Here is a 17,278-nt window from a genome sequence, read left to right as displayed (position 1 = left end):
CGGATGGCGTAACGCTTCTCCGCCCTACAATGAACATGAAGGAGCGGTCATGACCAAGCACTATGATTACATCGCTATTGGCGGCGGCAGCGGCGGTATTGCCTCCATTAACCGTGCAGCAATGTACGGCCAGAAATGCGCACTCATTGAAGCCAAAGAGTTAGGCGGAACCTGCGTTAACGTGGGCTGCGTACCAAAGAAAGTGATGTGGCATGCCGCCCAGGTTCGCGAAGCGATCCACATGTACGGGCCGGATTACGGTTTCGACACCACCATCAATAAGTTCGACTGGGATAAACTGATCGCCACGCGTACCGCTTATATCGATCGTATTCATACCTCGTATGACAATGTGCTGGGCAAAAATAATGTCGATGTGATTAAAGGTTTTGCCCGCTTTGTGGATGCCAAAACCATTGAAGTGAACGGTGAAACCATTACTGCCGATCATATTTTGATTGCTACCGGTGGTCGCCCGAGCCATCCGAACATTCCGGGTGTGGAATACGGGATCGACTCCGATGGCTTCTTTGAGCTGCCCGCGCTGCCGAAGCGCGTTGCGGTCGTCGGCGCAGGTTACATCGCCGTTGAGCTGGCAGGCGTGATTAACGGCCTGGGTGCCCAAACGCATCTGTTCGTGCGTAAACACGCGCCGCTACGCAGCTTCGACCCGATGATCGTCGACACGCTGGTTGAAGTGATGAACGCCGAAGGCCCGACTCTGCATACTCACGCGATTCCGAAAGCGGTCATTAAAAACGCTGACGGCAGCCTGACCCTGCAACTGGAAGATGGTCGTAGCGAAACGGTAGATTGCCTGATTTGGGCAATTGGTCGTGAACCAGCCACTGATAACTTCAACCTGGCAGCGACTGGCGTGAAAACCAATGAAAAAGGCTACATCGTCGTTGATAAATTCCAGAACACCAGCGTGCCGGGTATTTATGCCGTCGGCGATAATACCGGCGCCGTTGAGCTGACGCCGGTTGCCGTTGCCGCGGGCCGTCGCCTGTCCGAGCGTCTGTTTAACAACAAACCGGACGAACATCTGGACTACAGCAACATCCCCACTGTGGTCTTCAGCCATCCGCCAATTGGCACCGTCGGCCTGACCGAGCAGCAGGCTCGCGAACAGCACGGCGATGACCAGGTAAAAGTGTATAAATCATCGTTTACCGCGATGTATACCGCTGTCACCACGCACCGTCAGCCGTGCCGCATGAAGCTGGTTTGCGTCGGTCCGGAAGAGAAGATTGTCGGTATTCACGGTATTGGTTTTGGAATGGATGAAATGCTGCAAGGCTTCGCGGTCGCACTGAAAATGGGCGCAACCAAGAAAGACTTTGATAACACCGTTGCGATTCACCCAACGGCAGCAGAAGAGTTCGTTACCATGCGTTAATCAGTAAAAGACCACCTTCTTAGAAGGTGGCTTTTGAAAATGCCCCCTGTAAGGGGGGCTACTTTCACCTTTCGCTTACTACTCTAGCAATTCCATCTGTTGTTCATGTGTTTGTTCCGTTTTCTCCTGATGCCGCACATATCTTCTGATAATTTCCTCGTTCACTCCTACCGTATATACAAAGTAACCACGCGACCAAAAATGGTTTCCCCAGAGCTTCTTCCTGATGTGTGGAAAACGATTGTAGAGCCTGATGGCACTGCGACCTTTCAAATGGCCCATTAGCGTTGATATTGAGATTTTAGGTGGGACGATGACGACTAGATGTACATGATCTGGCTGGACATTTAACTCCAGAACTTCACAATCCTTGATTCCGCAGAGAATGTAGATTGTCCTGTAAAGCTCCTTGCCCAGCTTGTCTTTGAGGATCCTGAATCGATATTTTGGTGTCCAGACTATGTGGTATTTGCAACGCCAATATACATGTGATGAACTCCTGTAAAGCCCCATGTTGGTTTGTCTCCTTTTACTTGTGGTGAGTAAGCAGAGATATTCCGGCATGGGCATTCTTCAGGCTATAGCCTTACAGGATCAATCACCACCTCCCTAGGAGGTGGTTTAGGGGTGACAATAAAATACCGGATGGCGCTTTGCCATCCGGTTTTCTCTTATTTACCCTGCATATACGGCGTATACACCCCGTTCAGACTCTCAAGAAACGCCACGATATCGTCGATATCTTCCTGCGGCAGTTCTTTACCCACCTGATAACGCAGCATCAGTTTTACCGCACCGTCGAGCGTAGGCACATCACCTCGATGGAAATAAGGCGCGGTCAGCGCAACGTTACGCAAGCCAGGGACTTTTTGACGCAGCTTGTCACGTAATTCATTAGTGACGTTCATGCGGCCAATATCTGCGGCAGTGACCTCGCCGAAATTAAAGTCCTTTTTCAAACCCAATGGCTCAAATGAACGCCCGCCTAAAATAATACCGCCATGACAGGTCGCGCACTTATTATCTTTAAACAACTGATAGCCATGTTTCTGCTGGGCGGTTAACGCCGCTTCATCACCGCGTAGCCATTTATCAAACGGCGAATTTGGCGTAATTAGCGTTTTCTCAAACTCAGCAATCGCATCGGTAATATTATCTCCGCTGAATCCCTGCGGATAAACCGCGATAAACTCTTGTTTGAGTTGCGGATCTTTATCCAGTTTCTGAATAATTTCATCCCAGGATTTAGACGCCATCTCGATAGGGTTCAACGGCGGGCCGCCTGCCTGCGCCTGCAATGTTGGTGCTCGACCATCCCAGAATTGTTCCACGTTGAATACAGAGTTAAATACCGTCGGCGCGTTGATAGGACCAACCGCGCCGCCTACGCCGATTGACGTTTTGCGGCCATCCACGCCGCCCGCATTCAGGGCATGGCAGTGCGCGCAAGAAATCGTGCTGTCACCGGAAATACGCGGGTCGTGATAAAGCGTAAAGCCCAGCGCCACTTTGCGGGCATCGGTCGGAATGCTTTCCGGTATCGGCTGCACAGGCTCATTACGATGCTGCACGGCGGTATCGTTACTGGCGTAATACTGCTCGCGCTGTTTCGCAATCCAGCCCAGGATCTCTGCTCGCTCCGTATCGCTTACCTTGCCGGCCCAGTGCAGTGCGGTATAACGCGTCGGCGGCATGGTGTCGTACTGCATCACCCATTCAATTTTATTCAGGTCGCTTTGCGAAACGGGTTTATCTGCGACCAGCGCCGCACGAACGGCCTCAAGATTGAATGATTTGTACCCCAGTTGAATATCGTAATTCATCAACTGCTTAGCGACAGGAAAAGAAGAATAGAAAGGTAATTCAGCTGAAGGCGTGTGACAATAATCGCATCCTTTTTCGCGTAAAAAACCTAATACTTTATTATTTTCTTCCAGCGTAGAGGCCTGAACATCTGCCTGTTTACTACGTTGATTATCGTGATACCACACATAACCGGATAATCCAAAATAACAAATCACGACGCCAGCTATGGCTATCGCGGTAAGACGGGTAATGATTTTCATTATTTTACCCTCACCGTTGTGAGTTATTGTGACCCAGAAAAATTAGAATAATGAGTGCATAGTCTTTATCAGACTTAACCATCATAGAAAGTAAGTGATTTATTATTTTGATAAGTATCAATCAATTACATGGGGGATAACTATCGATAGAATAGCCTGTGCCTATTACGGAGATAAGCCGTTATGGTTTTCCGTTCACAACTCGTTGCAATCGAATGTTCTGAAAATGAAATATCTTCAGGTCACGCAGAATTATGAATTCTTCATTATATTCATTGGGATAGTCTTATTTTCTAAATAATATGCAGCACTAAAATGTGATCAACCGCACGCTTTACTCACCAGACACCGAAGCGAATGTCTACGCTTAACTGACGACCGGGCAATAGCCTTAATCTTTCAACGTCCATCGGAGGTCTTTCTCATTATGCTCAACCAGAAACTACCCCACGCCCCTTCAGAAGAAATGACGATCGATATCGATCTGCTTTATGAAATGGATCCGTGCGAGTTAAAGCTGGATGAAATGATTGAGGCAGAGCCAGAGCCGGAGATGATTGCAGGGTTACCCGCGTCAGATGCGTTAACCCCCGCCGATCGTTACCTCGAGCTGTTTGAACACGTCCAGTCATCCAAACTATTTGCTGATAGCAAAACCTTCCCTGATTGTGCGCCCAAAATGGACCCACTGGACATTTTGATCCGCTATCGCAAAGTTAAACGCCACCGCGACTTTGATCTGCGACGCTTTGTCGAGAACCATTTCTGGCTACCGGAAACGCCCTCCAGTGAATATGTGTCCGATCCGGCAAGCTCGCTGAAAGAGCATATCGATCAATTGTGGCCTGTGCTGACGCGCGAGCCGCAGGATCACATTCCCTGGTCCTCGCTGCTGGCGTTACCGCAGTCATATATTGTGCCCGGCGGACGTTTTAGCGAAACCTACTACTGGGATTCCTACTTTACCATGCTGGGTCTGGCAGAGAGCGGCCGCGAAGATCTGCTGAAGTGTATGGCGGATAACTTTGCCTGGATGATTGAAAACTATGGTCACATCCCCAACGGTAACCGTACCTACTACCTGAGCCGTTCGCAGCCACCGGTCTTTGCGCTGATGGTGGAACTGTTTGAAGAGGATGGCGTACGCGGCGCGCGTCGCTACCTTGAACATCTGAAAATGGAATACGCATTCTGGATGGATGGCGCCGATTCCCTGGTGCTCAACCAGGCCTACCGTCACGTGATCAGAATGTCGGACGGCTCTCTGCTCAACCGCTATTGGGACGATCGTGATACGCCGCGTGATGAATCATGGCTTGAAGACGTTGAGACCGCCAAGCATTCGGGTCGTCCGCCCAATGAAGTGTATCGGGATTTGCGCGCGGGCGCGGCCTCCGGCTGGGATTATTCCTCGCGCTGGCTACGCGATGCAGGCCGCCTTGCCAGCATACGCACCACGCAGTTCATCCCGATTGATCTGAACGCCTTCCTCTACAAGCTGGAAAGCACTATCGCCAATATTTCCGCGCTGAAAGGCGACAAAGAAACGGAAGCGCAGTTTCGCCAGAAAGCCAGTGACCGTTGCAATGCGGTAAACCGCTATCTGTGGGACGATGAAAACGGCTGCTATCGCGATTACGACTGGCGGCGCGAACAAATGGCCCTGTTCTCTGCCGCCAGTATTGTGCCGCTGTATGTCGGTATGGCAACACATGAACAAGCCGACCGGCTTGCTAACGCGGTTCGCAGTCGCCTGCTCACGCCCGGTGGTATTTTAGCCACGGAGCATGAAACTGGGGAACAGTGGGATAAACCGAACGGCTGGGCGCCGCTGCAGTGGATGGCGATCCAGGGCTTCAAACTGTACGGTGACGACCATCTCGGGGATGAAATCGCCCGTAACTGGTTGAAAACGGTGAATCTCTTTTATCAGGAACACCACAAGCTTATCGAAAAATACCACATAGCCGACGCAGCGCCGCGCGAAGGCGGCGGCGGGGAATATCCGTTGCAGGACGGCTTTGGCTGGACCAATGGCGTGGTGCGCCGACTCATCGGTTTGTATGGCGAACCCTAGCGGCTGACGGTCTGAGTCATCAGGATGTCAGTTAATCGCATCGTACAACTCGGCGTGAATTTTCTGCCATTTCTTGTTCTCAGGGCTTGGCTGGGCGCGAACACGCAGCTCGGCCTGCTCAAGATCATATTGCTGACGCGCAACGACCGCAGGCACGGAACAAAAACTTTGCAGATAACTTTTATGCAGCGATGTGAGTGACGCCCCATTCGACATCGCATGGCTGAGCGTAGTCATAAACTGTCGGCATGGTTTGCTTTCATCCATCTGCGAAGGGTAACGCAGCAGCAGTCTCAACACCTCGGTATTGCCCGCTGAGAACGCCTGCTCCGTCCACGCCAGCTTCCAGTCCATCCCACCCTGCAGGAACAGTGACGTCACGCGGGTGTCATTGCGATCGATAGCCGCCCGCATGTTAAAGGCATCCCAGGTGATACCCATTCGGGTCACCGCCTCCCGCGCGCTGGGGGCGTCACGTCGCGGTTCCTCCTGCACAATTTCAACGGATTGTCCGGATGACGCCTGTGGCGCTGGCGAAGTGAATAACCAGAACGCACCCAGCGAAATCGCCAGCACCATCACGCCAACCGCTACCCACAACATGCCGGAAATCAGCTGTTCACGTTCTTCCGCCGAGCGTTTGGCCCGCTTCTCCGGCGGATCAATACTGTCTGCGATTTCATGCTTATCGCCTCCCGCTTGCTCGTCTTTTTGCTTTGCCGTTTCCCAAAACTGGCGGACCATGGACTCATCAGATTCCAGATACGACGCAGGATTAATGCGCGTACGCCGTTCTTCAAATGCCCGTTGCACAGGATGAGTTATCTGCCGGTACTGGTAGTCCAGCAACAGCAATTGTACTGACGTCAGCGGCTGCTGCGCGATAACGCAGTTACGAGCCAGGCGGCAATCATCCAAAAACATGCGTAGCGTGATGCGCGGTTCAACAAACGACATCAGCACCGAGGTATCGTTAAAAATCTGCGTAAAGTGGCGAACAAATAATTTCTTATCGACGACCATCAGTGCCAGCTCGCTAAACATCATACCGTCCAGCGCATCTCGTCCTTCGCCCAACTTTAGCCAGCGACGCAGACGTTCACCGCCAAAGTGCTGTTTCAGAAAGCTGTTGAGAGGATGCTGATCCGGCCATACCCGCGCAATCAGGGATTTGAGGGTTAATTCTATTGCGCGAAGTTGACGCTGCGCCCGCATCTGAGCATCCGGCTCTACAGGTGTAATTTCGGTTTGATACTTCAGGATGGGCTGTTGCTGGCGTAATTGTTCCAGAGAGGCCACAAAGCGCAGCGCTGAAATCAGCTGGTTTTCACTGACGTCCTGGCCATTTTCATATTGGGGTACACTCCGTTGAAGATGGCGTAGCCGCAGAGTGAACTGGCTCAATTGCGCATCATTCATCTGCAACCGTCTGGCGACAGCCCCCCAGCCGCCAAGATTCAGTCGTGCCTGATCCAGTTGTTCGAGAAACCACCGAGGGTCTTTGCCTTCTGTGACATGTACGCCTAACAGCAGTAATATTTCTGTCGACGCCTGACGGATAATCCCCAGACAATGTTCAAAGGGTGTACATGTCGCTTGTAACGCGCTATTGGTCATCATCTTCCCTAAAAGGACCCAAAACGTGCGGCCTCATCATGGTATGTAATTATCTTTTTTAAACGCAACGTTGTGCCGATGTAGACTAAAACACATTCATATAGCAAATAAATAAGTTTTACAGTGACTTCCGCACAATCATTGAAAATTATTCTGGAGATAAGCCTGTGCCTGTATTGCAAACATCACGTCTGCTCTGCCGCCCACTGACAGAAAATGACTGGACGTTCTTCTTAACGCTACAGCAGAATCCAGATGTGATGCGCTTTGTCGCTGACACGCGTAGTGAAGAAGAGATACGGACAGCCTTCAACTCCCGCCTGCCTGAATGGTCTCCCGGCAGCCCGCACTGGCTATGTCTGGTCCTGTGCGATAAGGCATCGGGAGCACCGCTTGGGGTAACTGGATATATTCATGAGAACAATGAATGTGCCGAGGTCGGTTTTCTGCTCGCCCCTGAAGCGCAGGGGAAAGGTTATGGTACTGAATCTCTGCATGCAGTTTGCGATTTTGCATTTACCACCGGAGGGCTACGCCGGCTGACGGCCTGTGTCACCGCAGGAAACGAAGCCTCACGGCGTCTGTTGGAAAAGGTCGGGTTCATTCACGAAGGCACGCTGCGGGAAAGCTACTGGCTGCATCAAAACTGGAATGATGACTGGATTTTCGGCCTGTTAAAACACGACTATCAGCCACCCGCAGCATAAGACGTTTTGCTGAAAAAACTGGCTGTATGGCAACTGGCGTAACGAGGGTGGTTTCTTAAAATAGGTCTCTTTGTACAGAGATGAATATGCCACTCCATTCAACGTATTTCACGCCCGCCTGTGTTGCATTTATTAAACAATGGCAAGGCCTGTCACTGGAAAAGTATCAGGACAAAAATGGTGTCTGGGTGATTGGCTACGGGCACGAAATCACATCCGATGAAAGCTTTCCTGCGCCTGTTTCGGTAACGCAGGCAGAAACACTACTGCTCGCGGATCTGGAAATCTGCGAGGAATTCATACACCAGAAAATGCCGCAAATAAAAGAAAGGTTTCAACAGGAAGCGTTAATTGCGTGGATGCTCAGCGTGGGGATAAGCCGGTTTTGTGCTGCAGAATTCTGCTTGGGGGTTATTTCACAGCCAGAAACGTTCTGACTGTGAAATATTCGCCCGTTAAATAGCGTCGTTTAACATCATTGCCGCCTGCGTACGGTTTTTTACCTCGAGGCGCTGATACAGCGATTCAAGATGGGCTTTGACCGTTCCGGTGCTGATATTTAACAATCGACCAATTTGTTTATTTGATTCTCCGGCGGCAAGCATAGTCAGAATCTCTCGCTGACGCGCACTAAGCGATCTGATATTTTGCCCGCTGTTCTCGGGGGTTGCCATGCAATCTCTGGGGATAAATATCATTCCCATTGCAATGCTATTGAGAGCCAGCGTGAAGGTTTCCGCGTCAGAGTCGCGTGGAACAATGGCCAGCACATTCAATTGCGTAACCTCCTGCAGCCATTTTTTACGGCAGTCCGTTGCTGTTACCAGCACTTTTACCGTCGAAAAGCGTTGCGCTATCTGCTGTAGCAAGTCACGGCAGAACTCAGCGTCCTGGTCGCCATCCAGCATTATCAGTGCATCAGGGGTGTCTTCCAGTTTCTGCCAAAGGTCATCTGCCTGACTGACACCCTGAACATCCACTCCTGGAATACGCTCTTGTAAACTTACATTCATTCCATGAATAAATATCGACTGCCTGTCAAACATTATTACCTGCATTACTTATCTCCGTCTGAATAAGATACTAGCCTTAACACGCGGAAGGGTATTACCCGAGGGGTAAAATAAGAAGTCACCATTTGGCGGGGGCCATTTTACCGATAGACGGAGAAGAAAAAAGTAGAAATCGCAAATAGTTACAGCTAAAACCAAATAATCACACAAAGGGACAAAAGTGGCGCTAAACATTAAGGAAATCCTTAATATCCAATACTCAAAATCAGCTTATTAATATTAATTTTTCGAAGTTTATATTCTTTGATAAAAATAAGGAACTCACGATAGCAGACAAATATGTTACAAAACGAAATATCGCATTAAATGATCATCAACTGTAGTTTTCCGCCTAACAGCGTTGCTATATCAATCGACACTGAAGGCTACGGGTGATTGCATCACTGTGATCAGGACTTCAAACAAACTGGTCTTGTAAAAAATCACAGTTCTTTAAGCGCAAATAATGGGCCTGAACCTGAGTCTCAACACCTTCGGCTATCGCCCGCAGATTCATCTTCTTCGCCAGTTCGATAACCCGCTGAACGCTTGCAGGGGCAAGCTTTTGCATGAGCGCCATCGCATCTGACTCAAAGTGCGCTTAGCGAACATTCATTGAAAATAGAAAGCAAAGATAACGATAAAAAAAGCCCCTCGCACTACATGCTCAGGGCAAATACCTGGGTTGACATCACTCACTCAGGTTATCTATTTTCTCCCTTTTTTTGACAGCATGAGTTGGGAGTTCGCTCACTTTGTAATAAACGGGAATGACATCAGGATAATTGATGACATAACCCTGACCTCTTATATTAAGGATAAAATCCCTGGGTAACCCCAGCAGGCCAAGTTTATTATTAAGATTGTGCAGGACTTGCCATAATCTTTGCGCAGAAGGGCTCAGATTATGCGCTTCCCAGATTTTTTCATATAACTCTTCTTTCGGTACCGGCTGGCTCCTGGCATTTATTAATAAATACAGGAAAAGCCTGAGCATTGTTTCATTAAAGTAAATTGACGCAAAAACGATGTTTTTCTCGGTATGGCTACCCGTAAGCCGATACAGTCGGCGATTAGAAATGTCAAAATGAATTTCAGCACCAATCATAAATCCATATAGACGATAGCCCATATCTTATACCCACGTTAAATGAAGACGAACATGCACCTCTACATATAAGCGTTGAGATAATCCATACCGTTTGTATGGTGGATTATATGACTGCTATAAATGCTTTCCAATCTTCATCCCAATCTACTATGAGGAAGCGGTCGTTTAGTATTCGTTTATGGTAGATTTGAGGTTATAAATGAAATTCACGATTTATTATTCTTCCTATGCGAAATTTTTAGCACATAGGCCATGTTTTCACATACGCGATCGAACGCTCAATTTTTAATGTCGAATTTTTAACATTTTAAAGAATTAAATTCTGAATCCGTGGGGGGGGTGGGGAAGTGATCATGGTTTCTTCTGAGACAAATCCGCTGTCGAAGAAAAATGAGTTATTCAGAAAGTTTATCCCGGATTTCTTTCGGCACCGCGATCGCTGAATTAGATTGCAGATAATACCGGTAAACGCCACCAGCTATATTTTTACCTGGAGTGGCGCACCGGTTTTCTATTGCTCAAAAGCTGAATAAGATACGAGCGATTTACAGGAACATTCCGCCCGATACTTCGATACGCTGCGCTGTCATCCAGGCCAGCTCATCACTGAGCAACGCGGCAATCGCGTCGCCAATATCATCCGGCAAGCCCGCGCGTCCCAGCGCCGTTTGCGATGCCACATATGCATTCAGCTCTTTATTATCCCGCAGTCGACCGCCGCCAAAATCGGTTTCAATCGCCCCAGGCGCGATGATATTTACTGAAATACCCCGCTCTCCCAGCTCTTTCGCCTGATAACGCGTCAGTACTTCCATCGCCCCTTTCATTGAGGCATAGGCGGCATACCCTGGCAGTGCAAAACGCGCCAGTCCCGATGAAACATTCAGGATCCTGCCGCCATTCTGGATCAACGGCAACAGACGTTGGGTCAGGAAGAAGGGGCCCTTAAAGTGAATGTTCACTAATTGATCAAACATCGCTTCGGAGGTATCGGCAAAAGCGCCATACAGACCAATTCCGGCATTGTTCACTAAATAATCAAACGCCTCACGATTCCACATGCTCTTCAGCTGCGCTTGTACCTCATGGGTAAAGGACTCAAAGCCAGCCACATCGCTGACATTCAGTTGTATTGCCGCAGCTTTTCTGCCTTTTTGCTCAATTTCAGCAACCACATCCAGCGCCGCCTGCTGCTGGCTGTTGTAGGTAAAGATAATGTCCGTTCCTCTGTCAGCCAGCTTAAGTGCGGCGTTTTTACCGAGCCCACGACTACCACCAGTCACTAATGCGATACGTTGCGTCATAAGAAACCTCATTTCCGACGTTGTGATGATTGAGATAAAGCTTATTAGGTGATAGAAAAACAATAAATGTCGTCTGTTGCACATTACTGTTTCATTTGGAACAACAATAGGGCATAAGAATGGATAAAATTCACGCAATGCAGTTGTTCATCCGCGTCGCAGAACTGGAGAGCTTTTCGCGTGCGGCAGACACCCTTGGTCTTCCTAAAGGTAGCGTATCGCGCCAAATCCAGGCCCTGGAAAATCATCTGAGCACACAGTTGTTGCACCGCACTACCCGCCGCGTTCAGCTCACACAAGACGGTATGATCTATTACGAACGAGCAAAAGATTTGTTGAGCAATCTGGATGAACTGGATGGACTATTTCATCACGATCCATCCAGCATCAGCGGCAAGCTGCGCGTCGATATGCCGGTTGGCGTGGCGAGAAACCTGGTGATGCCCCGCTTACCCACTTTCTTGCATCAGTATCCCGGCCTTGAGCTCGAACTCAGCAGCAGCGACCGCCTGGTGGATTTGGTCCGCGAAGGTTTCGACTGTGTGGTACGCGTAGGCACGCTGAAAGATTCAGGGCTGATTGCGCGCCCACTGGGGAAACTCACGCAGATTAACTGCGCCAGCCCGCAGTACCTCGCCCGCTTTGGTTATCCGGAAAGCCTGGAGGATTTAGCTTCACATGCAGTGGTGCACTACTCGGTCAATTTGGGAACGCGTGCGCAAGGTTTCGAAGTGGCGACAGAAAACGGCACGCAATGGGTTAAAACCGGCGGCATGCTAACGGTAAACAGTACCGAAACCTATCACGCGGCATGCCTTGCCGGTCTGGGCATTATTCAGGTACCGCGCGTTGGCGTGCGTGATGCCCTGCGCGCCGGTACGCTGGTCGAAGTGTTGCCGCAATATCGCGCCGAGCCAATGCCGGTCTCTTTGCTTTATCCGCATCGACGCAACCTCTCTCGCCGGGTACATCTGTTTATGGAATGGCTGACTGGCGTGATGAAAGACTATGTGGATTAGTCCATTTTTCAGGATGCGCCCCTGAGCAGGCTATAATGTCATGAGTGAAGAAAATAAGGACAACCGATCGGATGACGCAGGAACAAGACGCAAAACACCCTACGCCAGAACATAAACCAGCCTCCGCCGCGCCGGAGAAAAACGCTAAAGCGAACCAGGCGCTGAAAACGGCTCTCACCTTCGCCGATAAAATTCAACGTCAGCCCATCATCGCCCATCTTATTCGTGCCGCAGAGCGGTTTAACGATCGTATGGGAAATCAGTTTGGCGCCGCCATTACCTACTTCTCGTTTCTCTCGATGATCCCGATCCTGATGGTGTCGTTTGCCGCCGCGGGTTTTATTCTCGCTTCGCACCCTACACTGTTGCAGGATATCTTCAGCAAGATTTTGTTGAACGTCAGCGATCCGACGCTCGCCTCTACGCTGAAAAACACCATTAATACCGCCGTACAGCAACGTACCACTGTAGGTCTGGTAGGGCTTGGCATCGCGCTCTATTCCGGCATTAACTGGATGGGAAACCTGCGCGAAGCGATTCGTGCTCAGTCGCGGGATGTCTGGGAGCGTACCCCACAGGATCAGGAAAAAATTTGGGTCAAATATCTGCGTGATTTTATCTCATTGATTGGCTTACTGGTTGCGCTGATTGTTACCCTGTCCATTACCTCTATCGCCGGTTCCGCCCAGCAGATGATTATCTCTGCGCTGTATCTCGACGGTATCGAATGGCTGAAGCCCGCCTGGCGGCTGATCGGCCTGACCATCTCTATTTTCGCCAACTACTTGCTGTTCTTCTGGATTTTCTGGCGGCTACCGCGTCACCGACCGCGTAAGAAAGCGCTCATACGCGGCACATTTATCGCGGCTCTGGGGTTTGAAGTCATCAAAATGATCATGACATATACCCTGCCGTCACTGGTGCAATCGCCGTCAGGCGCGGCATTTGGTTCCGTGCTTGGATTGATGGCGTTCTTCTACTTCTTCGCTCGTCTGACTCTGTTTTGCGCTGCCTGGATTGCCACGGCTGAATACAAAGACGACCCGCGTATGCCAGGTAAAACGCAGTAGCCACCGCCGGATTAGTTGTGAATTGCCGGATGGCGACGCACGCGTCTTATCCGGCCTACGGGTGAGTTTTGTAGGCCGGATAAGCGCAGCGCCATCCGGCAATTATAATGCCGCCCGATCTCACCGATTTAGTGAATAAATCCAACCCGTAACTTTTATTTAACCAAAAACTAGTTTTATCATCTAAGTTTTAAATTATGTGAAGCATTTCATGGAAGTGAAATCTCAAGCCTAAAAATTATCCCCTTTTTGCTCCATTTTTGACCAACCTCAAAGTTTGTTACAGATTGAAATGTCTCTTTTGCTGTGCGTAATATGACCTTTCGTTCGGCCAAAAATAAGAAAATATTATGCAAGCAACAGCCACAACACTCGACAACGAACAGGAACACACCCCGGTCAACTCGCGCAATAAAGTCGTCGTCGCCTCGCTCATTGGCACCGCCATTGAGTTCTTCGACTTCTATATTTACGCCACCGCCGCGGTGATCGTGTTCCCGCATATCTTCTTCCCGCAGGGGGATCCGACTGCCGCGACGCTACAGTCCCTGGCGACTTTTGCTATCGCCTTTGTGGCACGACCGATCGGTTCTGCGGTATTCGGGCATTTCGGCGATCGCGTCGGCCGTAAAGTCACGCTGGTTGCCTCACTGCTCACCATGGGGATCTCGACGGTTGTGATTGGCCTGCTGCCGGGCTATGAAACAATCGGCATTTTCGCCCCCTTGCTGCTGGCGCTGGCGCGTTTTGGTCAGGGTTTAGGTCTGGGCGGTGAATGGGGCGGTGCTGCGCTGCTGGCGACGGAAAACGCGCCACCGCGCAAACGCGCGCTGTACGGATCATTTCCGCAGTTGGGCGCGCCTATCGGCTTCTTCTTCGCCAATGGTACCTTTCTGCTGCTCTCCTGGCTGCTGACCGACGAACAGTTCATGAGCTGGGGTTGGCGCGTACCGTTCATCTTCTCTGCGGTACTGGTGATTATCGGTCTGTACGTTCGCGTTTCGCTGCATGAATCCCCGGTCTTCGCCAAAGTAGCCGCGGCGAAAAAGCAGGTAAAAATCCCGCTGGGTACCCTGCTGACCAAACATGTTCGCGTGACGATCCTCGGCACATTCATCATGCTGGCGACCTATACGCTGTTCTATATCATGACCGTCTATTCGATGACGTTCAGCACCGCTGCCGCGCCTGTGGGACTTGGCCTGCCGCGTAATGAAGTGTTGTGGATGCTGATGATGGCGGTGATTGGCTTTGGTGTCATGGTGCCTGTGGCGGGCCTGCTGGCCGACGCATTTGGTCGTCGCAAGAGCATGCTCATCATCACCACGCTTATCATTCTGTTTGCGCTGTTTGCCTTTAAACCACTGCTCGGCTCTGGCAATCCGGTGCTGGTTTTCGCCTTCCTGTTGCTGGGCTTAAGCCTGATGGGGCTGACATTTGGTCCGATGGGCGCGCTGCTGCCGGAGCTGTTCCCGACCGAAGTGCGCTACACAGGGGCGTCGTTCTCGTACAACGTTTCGTCGATTCTTGGTGCTTCCGTTGCCCCATACATCGCTGCATGGTTGCAGGCGAACTATGGTCTGGCGGCAGTCGGTACGTATCTGGCATCAATGGCGGCGTTAACGTTAATTGCGCTGCTGTTAACCCATGAGACACGGCATCAATCGCTGTAATTTGATGGCCTGATGGCGCTATGCTTATCAGGCCTACAAACTGCAATCCCCCGTAGGCCGGATAAGGTGTTTACACCTCATCCGGCGCTCTCATCACTTCTTCATCTGCGACAGGATTGTCCGGCACTGATTAGCATCCCCTTCAGAAGGTGAAATCAGCGCCAGCAGGGCCGCCGCTGGCGTCACCAGCGTTGCCAGCGCAGCAGCAACCGCACCGCGCGCAATCAGCGGTCCGGCCTTCACGCCTGCCTGCGGATTCTTAAAGGTGCCGCGAACATACAACGGCGAACGCAGAGTAATAATACGAATCCCTTTACTCTCCGGATCGATGGTTAAATCCAGTTGCTCCGACGCAAAGCTTGCCGTACCGGTGACATTAATGACTGCGTTTTCCGTATCAAAAGCAAAAATCTGCGGACGCGCCACGCCGTTAACAATATCCAGATTCGCCGCCGCGCAGTTCACCCGCACTTCGTCATCGCCAAATATCTGCCCGACAAGATAGTTCCCCAGATTCAAGCCCACAATTTCCATCAGATTCCGGCTGATCAAACCGTCATTCATCAGCAGTTTCAGGTTGCCATTGCTGTTACCCAACAGCGCCGCCACCGAGTTTCCGCTCCCACTAAACCTGGCGTCACCGTTCATTTCACCAAGCGTTTTTTGCATCAGTTCCACATCCGGCATCAGCGCTTTAAGCTTCAGGCGGCGAGCCTGGATATCCGCCTGCCCCCGCATCGGCTTTTTATCCCCTTCCAGATGGATGCTGGAAACAATGCTGCCTCCAGCAAGACCAAATTTCAGCGGTTGCAGACGCAGGTCGGCATTTTTCAGGATGATATGAGTGGAGAGATCGCTGATCGGTAGGCTACTGCCATGCTCAATACGCCGTCCTTTGAAACGCACGTCAGCGTCCATGACGTTCCATTTGTCAGTTTCAAAACGGTCATACGGCAACACCTTGTCCGCAGGCTGAACGCTCTTCTCACCTTTGCGCTGTTCAGATTGTTTTGCCCGTTCCGCCCCTTTGCCTGAATCCACCCCGATCAGCGGCCCCAAATCGGCCAGCCTCAGCTGGCGTGATTCCACATCGCCCTTCAGCATGGGTCGCGGCTTGCCGGTGGTGTAGGCCAGCGTTCCGTGAATATCGCTGTCGCCAATGCGGCCATTGAAATCGCGATAATCAAAAACAGAGGATTTTTCCGGGTCAATTTTCGCTACCAGACGTCCGTCGGTTTCAAACGGCGGCGTATCCGGAAGCAGCACGCCGGTCAAATCGTATAAATCCCCTAGCGAATCTCCCGAGAATTTAAGTCGTAGATCCGCCCCGCCCATGTTCATCGGATCGTTTATCGTGCCGATAAACGCTACGCGCGTATTGCCCGAACGGAAATCAGCCTGAATCGGGAAAGGCGTATCTTCACCACGCAGCGCCAGCATTCCGCCAATTTTTCCGCTACCGCTTAGCGGTTCGCCGTTATATCGCCCTTGCGCTTTCAGACCAAACACGTAGTCCTCGACGTGGGCGTTGCTCTCTTTACCTTTTGCGCCGGTCACTTCGCTAAAGGGCAACGGTTTGCCCAGCGGATCGACCAGGATCTCAATCTCCGACTTCGTCATCTTATCGTTAATGGCGATGCGTCCCTGGTCAAACAGAATGTTATCCAGCCGGAACGACCACGCGGATGGCGGCGCATTAGGATCGCGGTTTTCGTCCCCAGCTAAGTTAAAGGTCCAGTTATTGTTTTTCTCCGACAGGCGGATCAGCCGCGCATCGGGTTTGACCAGCTTGACCCACGGGAGCCAGACGGTTTTTGTCAGCAGTGCCAGTGGGGCGAGCGTAGCTTCAACACGCGGGAGATGCACCATGGTAACGTCAGGAATGTCTGGCGGGTTGCCGAGGATGATATCTTCAGCATGAACATGCGGCCACGGAACCCAGCTACGCCAGCCGGTTTCCTGCTTCTGGCGTTCCCAAACCACGCCCAGGTCACCCCGTATAGCAAAGGGCCGGTTGAGTTCTGTAGAGACTTTCTGGTTGATGGTCGGTTTGAGCCGGTTCCAGTCAAATGTCGCAATCACAATGATGAGTACGACGATCAACAACAAGAAAACCCCTATTACTGAAGTGGTTATTTTACCTGTTTTCGTCATGTCTAACCTCTCTACTTCCTTCCTTG

Annotated in this window: 15 protein-coding genes; 7 read left to right on the top strand and 8 right to left on the bottom strand. The window is 50.8% G+C overall.

From position 1 onward, the window contains the following. Nucleotides 1–49 precede the first annotated feature (49 nt). Entirely contained in the window at nt 50–1,402 is a 1,353-nt protein-coding gene (gene gorA / locus OGV85_RS11700; protein ID WP_048218803.1) for a glutathione-disulfide reductase, read from the top strand. Nucleotides 1,403–1,480: 78 nt separating this feature from the next. On the opposite strand, the gene tnpA is transcribed toward gorA, so the two are convergent. Together tnpA and OGV85_RS11690 are read right to left on the bottom strand one after the other, a co-directional pair. Next, nucleotides 1,481–1,915, bottom strand: a complete 435-nt coding sequence (gene tnpA, locus OGV85_RS11695; protein ID WP_057063024.1) for an IS200/IS605 family transposase — start codon at nt 1,913–1,915, stop codon at nt 1,481–1,483. Nucleotides 1,916–2,073: 158 nt separating this feature from the next. Next, entirely contained in the window at nt 2,074–3,468 is a 1,395-nt protein-coding gene (locus tag OGV85_RS11690; protein ID WP_003023339.1) for a cytochrome-c peroxidase, read from the bottom strand. Nucleotides 3,469–3,895: 427 nt separating this feature from the next. Here OGV85_RS11690 and OGV85_RS11685 point away from each other — a divergent pair, with 427 nt between their 5' ends. After that, entirely contained in the window at nt 3,896–5,545 is a 1,650-nt protein-coding gene (locus OGV85_RS11685) for an alpha,alpha-trehalase (RefSeq protein WP_061547452.1), read from the top strand. A 27-nt stretch (nt 5,546–5,572) separates the two neighbouring features. On the opposite strand, the gene OGV85_RS11680 is transcribed toward OGV85_RS11685, so the two are convergent. Then, complete coding sequence (locus tag OGV85_RS11680; RefSeq protein ID WP_061547451.1) at nt 5,573–7,162, bottom strand: STY4199 family HEPN domain-containing protein; 1,590 nt, start codon at nt 7,160–7,162, stop codon at nt 5,573–5,575. A gap of 167 nt (nt 7,163–7,329) precedes the next feature. Here OGV85_RS11680 and OGV85_RS11675 point away from each other — a divergent pair, with 167 nt between their 5' ends. Both OGV85_RS11675 and OGV85_RS11670 read left to right on the top strand, forming a co-directional pair. Further along, nucleotides 7,330–7,869 carry a GNAT family N-acetyltransferase gene (locus tag OGV85_RS11675; protein WP_003023332.1) on the top strand — a complete coding sequence of 180 codons (540 nt, stop codon included), beginning with the start codon at nt 7,330–7,332 and terminating at the stop codon, nt 7,867–7,869. A gap of 86 nt (nt 7,870–7,955) precedes the next feature. Next, nucleotides 7,956–8,306: a glycoside hydrolase family protein gene (locus tag OGV85_RS11670; RefSeq protein WP_003023330.1), complete on the top strand. Its 351-nt coding sequence runs from the start codon at nt 7,956–7,958 to the stop codon at nt 8,304–8,306. Between the two features lie 18 nt (nt 8,307–8,324). On the opposite strand, the gene OGV85_RS11665 is transcribed toward OGV85_RS11670, so the two are convergent. The 4 genes from OGV85_RS11665 to OGV85_RS11650 form a co-directional block, all read right to left on the bottom strand. Beyond that, nucleotides 8,325–8,927 carry a response regulator transcription factor gene (locus OGV85_RS11665; protein WP_003023327.1) on the bottom strand — a complete coding sequence of 201 codons (603 nt, stop codon included), beginning with the start codon at nt 8,925–8,927 and terminating at the stop codon, nt 8,325–8,327. A 412-nt stretch (nt 8,928–9,339) separates the two neighbouring features. Further along, complete coding sequence (locus OGV85_RS11660) at nt 9,340–9,492, bottom strand: EAL domain-containing protein (protein ID WP_225623515.1); 153 nt, start codon at nt 9,490–9,492, stop codon at nt 9,340–9,342. Between the two features lie 120 nt (nt 9,493–9,612). Next, on the bottom strand, nt 9,613–10,053 hold the full coding sequence (locus OGV85_RS11655) for a winged helix-turn-helix domain-containing protein (RefSeq protein ID WP_003023322.1): 441 nt from the start codon (nt 10,051–10,053) through the stop codon (nt 9,613–9,615). A 524-nt stretch (nt 10,054–10,577) separates the two neighbouring features. After that, nucleotides 10,578–11,336 (bottom strand): SDR family NAD(P)-dependent oxidoreductase, encoded by a 759-nt coding sequence (locus OGV85_RS11650; protein WP_003023319.1) that lies wholly within the window; start codon nt 11,334–11,336, stop codon nt 10,578–10,580. 119 nt (nt 11,337–11,455) lie between these two features. Here OGV85_RS11650 and OGV85_RS11645 point away from each other — a divergent pair, with 119 nt between their 5' ends. The 3 genes from OGV85_RS11645 (at nt 11,456) to OGV85_RS11635 (ending at nt 15,098) form a co-directional block, all read left to right on the top strand. Then, entirely contained in the window at nt 11,456–12,355 is a 900-nt protein-coding gene (locus OGV85_RS11645) for a LysR family transcriptional regulator (RefSeq protein WP_061547450.1), read from the top strand. A gap of 71 nt (nt 12,356–12,426) precedes the next feature. Beyond that, nucleotides 12,427–13,425: an inner membrane protein YhjD gene (gene yhjD, locus OGV85_RS11640; protein WP_003023314.1), complete on the top strand. Its 999-nt coding sequence runs from the start codon at nt 12,427–12,429 to the stop codon at nt 13,423–13,425. Nucleotides 13,426–13,775: 350 nt separating this feature from the next. Continuing rightward, complete coding sequence (locus tag OGV85_RS11635) at nt 13,776–15,098, top strand: MFS transporter (protein WP_003023312.1); 1,323 nt, start codon at nt 13,776–13,778, stop codon at nt 15,096–15,098. Nucleotides 15,099–15,191: 93 nt separating this feature from the next. On the opposite strand, the gene OGV85_RS11630 is transcribed toward OGV85_RS11635, so the two are convergent. Then, on the bottom strand, nt 15,192–17,252 hold the full coding sequence (locus tag OGV85_RS11630) for an AsmA family protein (protein WP_003846134.1): 2,061 nt from the start codon (nt 17,250–17,252) through the stop codon (nt 15,192–15,194). Nucleotides 17,253–17,278 lie beyond the last annotated feature (26 nt).

Origin of the sequence: Citrobacter sp. Cf132 (assembly GCF_030333885.1) — a bacterium.
Classification (GTDB): domain Bacteria; phylum Pseudomonadota; class Gammaproteobacteria; order Enterobacterales; family Enterobacteriaceae; genus Citrobacter; species Citrobacter freundii.
The sequence above is the reverse complement of the archived record's forward strand: the minus strand, read 5'-3'. Positions and strand labels throughout refer to the sequence as shown.